Genomic DNA, 4,779 nt, shown 5'->3' with positions numbered 1-4,779 from the left:
CCGTCAGGCACTCGCGTGCCATCGCCGAGAGCACTCCATCGGGGCCGACCTCGACGAACCGGGAGACGCCCTGCTCCTCGAGCGCCCGCACGCCGTCCGCGAACCGCACCGCCTCCCGCACATGGCGGACCCAGTACTCCGCGGAGCACACCTCATCGGCGGCGGCCGGCTGACCGGTCACGTTGGATACCAGGGCAATCCTCGGAGAGGCGAAGGACAACTCTTCGACGACCTTGCGGAAGTCGCCGAGCATCGCGTCCATGCGGGGCGAGTGGAAGGCATGGCTGACCCGCAGCCGGCGGGTCTTGCGGCCCTGCCGCTCCCACTCGGCGGCGATCTCCAGCGCCGGTGCCTCGTCACCCGCGATGACCACGGAGGTCGGGCCGTTGACGGCGGCGATGCTCACCTCGGCCTCACGGCCGGTGAGCGATCCGGAGATCTCCTCCTCCGACGCCTGGACCGCCACCATGGCGCCGCCCTCGGGCNGGAGTGGCCGATCAGCACGTCCGGGCGGACACCCCAGTGCTCCAGCAGCCGGAACAGCGCCACCTCGACGGCGAACAGCGCGGGCTGGGTGAACGCCGTCCGGTCCAGCAGCTCGGCGTCCGCGCTCCCCTCCTCCGCGAACACCACCTCCCGCAGCGGACGGTCGAGCAGACCGTCCAGGTGGGCGCACACCTCGTCCCACGCGTCGGCGAACACCGGGAAGGCGTCGTACAGCTCCCGGCCCATCCCGAGGCGCTGCGCACCCTGGCCCGAGAACAGGAACGCCGTCTTGCCGGCCGCCCCCGCCACGCCGCGTACGACGCCGGGCGCGGTCTCGCCCTTCGCGAGGGCTTCGAGGCCGCGCAGCATGTCCGCGCGATCCTCGCCGACCAGGGCAGCCCGGTGGTCGAAGAGAGACCGGCTCGTCACGAGGGAATAGCCGATGTCCACGGTGGGCATGAACTCTTCGGTGGCCGTGGCCAGTTGGTCCCGCAGCCGCTCGGCCTGACCCCGGAGGGCGGCGTCGGTCCGGCCGGACAGGATCCACGGCACCGGGGCCGCGGTGGTGTCCGGGGCCTCCTCGGCCCGTGGCGCCTCCGGCTCGCCGGAGACNGCCTCCTCGGCCCGTGGCGCCTCCGGCTCGCCGGAGACCGGCGCCTGCTCGATGATGGTGTGCGCGTTGGTGCCGCTCACACCGAAGGCGGAGACCGCCGCCCTGCGCGGGTGGCCCCGCTCCGGCCAGGGCACCGCCTCGGTCAGCAGTTCCACGTCGCCCGCCGACCAGTCCACATGCGGCGACGCCTCGTCCACGTGCAGCGTCTTGGGAAGGGTGCCTTCGCGCATGGCCATCACCATCTTGATGACCCCGGCGACACCGGCGGCGGCCTGCGTATGACCGATGTTGGACTTGATGGCGCCCAGCAGTAGCGGCTGGCCCTCGGGGCGGCCCTGGCCGTAGGTGGCCAGCAGTGCCTGCGCCTCGATCGGGTCACCGAGCGGAGTGCCGGTGCCATGGGCCTCGACCACGTCCACGTCGGCGGAGGTCAGCCGGGCACCGGCCAGCGTCTGCTCGATCAGCCGCTGCTGCGACGGGCCGTTCGGCGCCGTCAGACCGTTGGACGCACCGTCCTGGTTGATGGCCGAACCCCGGATGACGGCCAGCACCTTGTGGCCGTTGCGCTGGGCGTCCGACAGCCGCTCCACGAGCAGCATGCCCACGCCCTCGGACCAGCCGGTGCCGTCGGCCGATGCGGCGAACGCCTTGCACCGCCCGTCGAAGGACAGCACGCGCTGGGCGCTGAACTCGACGAACGTGCCCGGTGTGGCCATGATCGTCACACCGCCGGCCAGCGCCACGGAGGACTCGCCCTGCCGCAACGACTGGCAGGCCAGGTGCAGGGCGACCAGCGACGAGGAGCACGCGGTGTCCACCGTGACGGCCGGCCCCTCGAAGCCGAAGGTGTAGGAGATGCGGCCGGACGAGACGCTGGGAGCGCTGCCGAGTCCGAGGTACCCCTCCACTCCCTCGGCGTCGCTCAGGATGCGCGAGCCGTAGTCGTGGTAGTTGGAGCCGACGAAGACTCCGGTCTGGCTTCCGCGCAGTGCCACGGGGTCGATGCCGGCGCGCTCGAACGCCTCCCAGGAGGTCTCCAGCAGCAGCCGCTGCTGCGGGTCGATCGCCATGGCCTCACGCGGCGAGATCCCGAAGAAGCCCGGGTCGAAGTGGCCGACCTCGTCGAGGAAGCCGCCCGCCTGGACGTAGCTGGTGCCGGACTTCTCGGGGTCCGGGTCGTAGAGACCGTCGATGTCCCAGCCGCGGTCCTCGGGGAACGCCGAGATCACGTCCCCTTCGGCCATCAGCAGGTTCCACAGATCCTCGGGGCTGCGCACCCCGCCGGGGAACCGGCAGCTCATGCCGATGATGGCGATGGGCTCATCGGTGGCCATGGGCTTGTCGTCCGGCCGCTGGGGTGCGGCGGCGGTGGCGCCCGACGTGACCGGCTGGTCGCCGAACATCTCGGTGTACAGGTACCGGGCCAGAACCGTGGCGGTCGGGTAGTCGAAGACACAGGTGACCGGCAGCCGGAGCCCGGTGACCACGCCGAGGCGGTTGCGCAGCTCGACGGCGGTCAGCGAGTCGAAGCCGAGGTCGCGGAAGGCACGGTCGGCCTCCACCGCGTCCGCGCTGTCGTAACCGAGGACGTCGGCGGCCTGGTTGCGTACCAGCTCCAGGAGGAGCCCCGGCCGCTCGGCAGGGGACAGCTTCGCCATCTCCCGGCGCAGCACGGAAATGGCGTCGTCGCCGTCGCCGGTGTCCGCGCCGGTGGCGGCAGCGGGGCGGTTCAGCTCGGGCAGCTCACGGAACAGCGCGCTCGGGCGTGAACCGACGAACTCCGGCCGGAAGCGATCCCAGTCGATCTCGGCGATGACCAGGAAGGTCTCGTCCAGTTCAAGTGCCTGCTGCATGCCGGAGATCGCCAGCTCTGGCACCATTCCGACCATGCCGGAACGGTCCATCCGCTCGCCGACCTCGCCGGATCCGAGGCCGCCTCCGGCCCAGGCGCCCCAGGCGATGGACGTGGCCGGTAGCCCGTCCGCGCGCCGCTGCAACGCCAGCGCGTCGAGGTAGGCGTTACCCGCCGCGTAGCTGCCCTGGCCCGGGCCGCCCAAGGTGCCCGCCCCGGAGGAGAACAGCACGAAGGCGGACAGGTCCATCCCGGCGGTCAGCTCATGGAGGTTCCGCGTGGCGTCCACCTTCGGGCGCAGCACCCCGGCCGCCCGGCGCACCGTGAGGGCGTCCACCACACCGTCATCCAGCACACCGGCCGTGTGCACCACGGCGGTCAGCGGGAACTCCGGTGGGATCGCGTGCAGCACCGCGTCCAGCGCGTCACGGTCCGCCGCGTCACACGCCGCGATCGTCACCCGGGCGCCCATGGCCTCCAGCTCCGCCTTCAGCTCGGCGGCGCCCTCGGCCTCCATACCACTGCGACTGGTCAGCACCAGATGCTCGGCACCCGTACGCGCCAGCCAGCGGGCGACATGACCGCCCAGCGCACCCGTACCGCCGGTGACCAGCACGGAACCGCGGCTCTGCCAGGACCCCCGACCCTCGACGTCCTCAGCCGCCGAGGCCCGCACCATGCGCTTGGCGAACACACCGGAGCCGCGCACCGCGACCTGGTCCTCGCCGTCCGTGCCCGCCAGCACTCCGGCCAGACGGGCCACCGCGCGGCCGTCCATGGTCTCGGGCAGATCGACCGCGCCGCCCCAGCGCTGGGGGTACTCCGCCCCCACGATCCGGCCCAACCCCCACACCATCGCCTGCACCGGGCTCACCAGCCGGTCGGACCGCCCCACCGACACCGCACCCCGGGTGCCGCACCACAGCGGAGCCACCACACCCGCGTCACCGAGCCCCTGGACCAGCGCCACCGTGGCCGCCAGGCCGGCGGGCACCACCTCGAACGTCGTGTGCCCCGACTCGTCAAGACCCAGCAGCGAGAAAACGCCCGCCACGCCCGAAGACTCCGCCTCGGCCTCGTCGAGCGCCGCCCGCAGCCGCTCCGCCACGGTCCAGCGGTCGTTGCCCGATCCGTCCAGCACCACCCGGACGACGTCGGCACCGCTTGTCCCCAGCCCGTTCACCGTGGCGGTCACGAGGGCATCGTCGGCGTGCGACGCGGGGAGGACCACGAGCCAGGTGCCCGAAAGGGCCGCCTCGGTGGAGGACGGCAGTGGCTTCCAGACCACCTTGTAACGCCAACCGTCCACCGTGTTCTGCTCACGCCGCTGACGCCGCCAGGACGACAGCGCCGGAAGCAACGCCATCAACGACGACTGCTGCTCCTCGTCCTCCACCGCCAGCGTGCGGACCAGCGCCTCCAGGTCCTCGCGCTCCACCGCCTCCCAGAAGCGGGCGTCCACCGCGTCCGCGGCCAAACCGTCGGCGGCGGACATCTCCGCGGCCGACACATCCAGCCAGTACCGCTGGCGCCGGAAGGCGTAGGTCGGCAGCTCCACCCGGCGGGCGCCACGGCCCTCCAGCAGGGCGGGCCAATCCACCGCGACGCCCCGCACGAACACCTCGGCGGCGGAGGTCAGGAACCGCTCCAGACCGCCCTCGTCGCGCCGCAGTGTGCCCACGACCACCGCCTGGGCCTCAGCGGCCTCCACCGTCTGCTGAACCGGAAGCGTGAGCACCGGGTGCGGGCTGGCCTCGATGAACACGCCGTGGCCGTCATCCAACAGCTTTCGGGTGGTGGCCTCCAGCTCAACGGTCTGCCGCAGGTT

The 4,779-nt window shown here is 72.3% G+C and carries 1 pseudogene; it reads right to left on the bottom strand.

The annotated features are described in order from the left end of the window. Window positions 1-4,779, bottom strand: a pseudogene (locus IEJ02_RS47430) (SDR family NAD(P)-dependent oxidoreductase); the annotation flags it as partial.

This window comes from Streptomyces sp. 5-10, assembly GCF_014712245.1.
Classification (GTDB): Bacteria; Actinomycetota; Actinomycetes; order Streptomycetales; family Streptomycetaceae; genus Streptomyces; species Streptomyces violaceusniger.
This window is presented reverse-complemented; position numbering and strand designations above follow the sequence as displayed.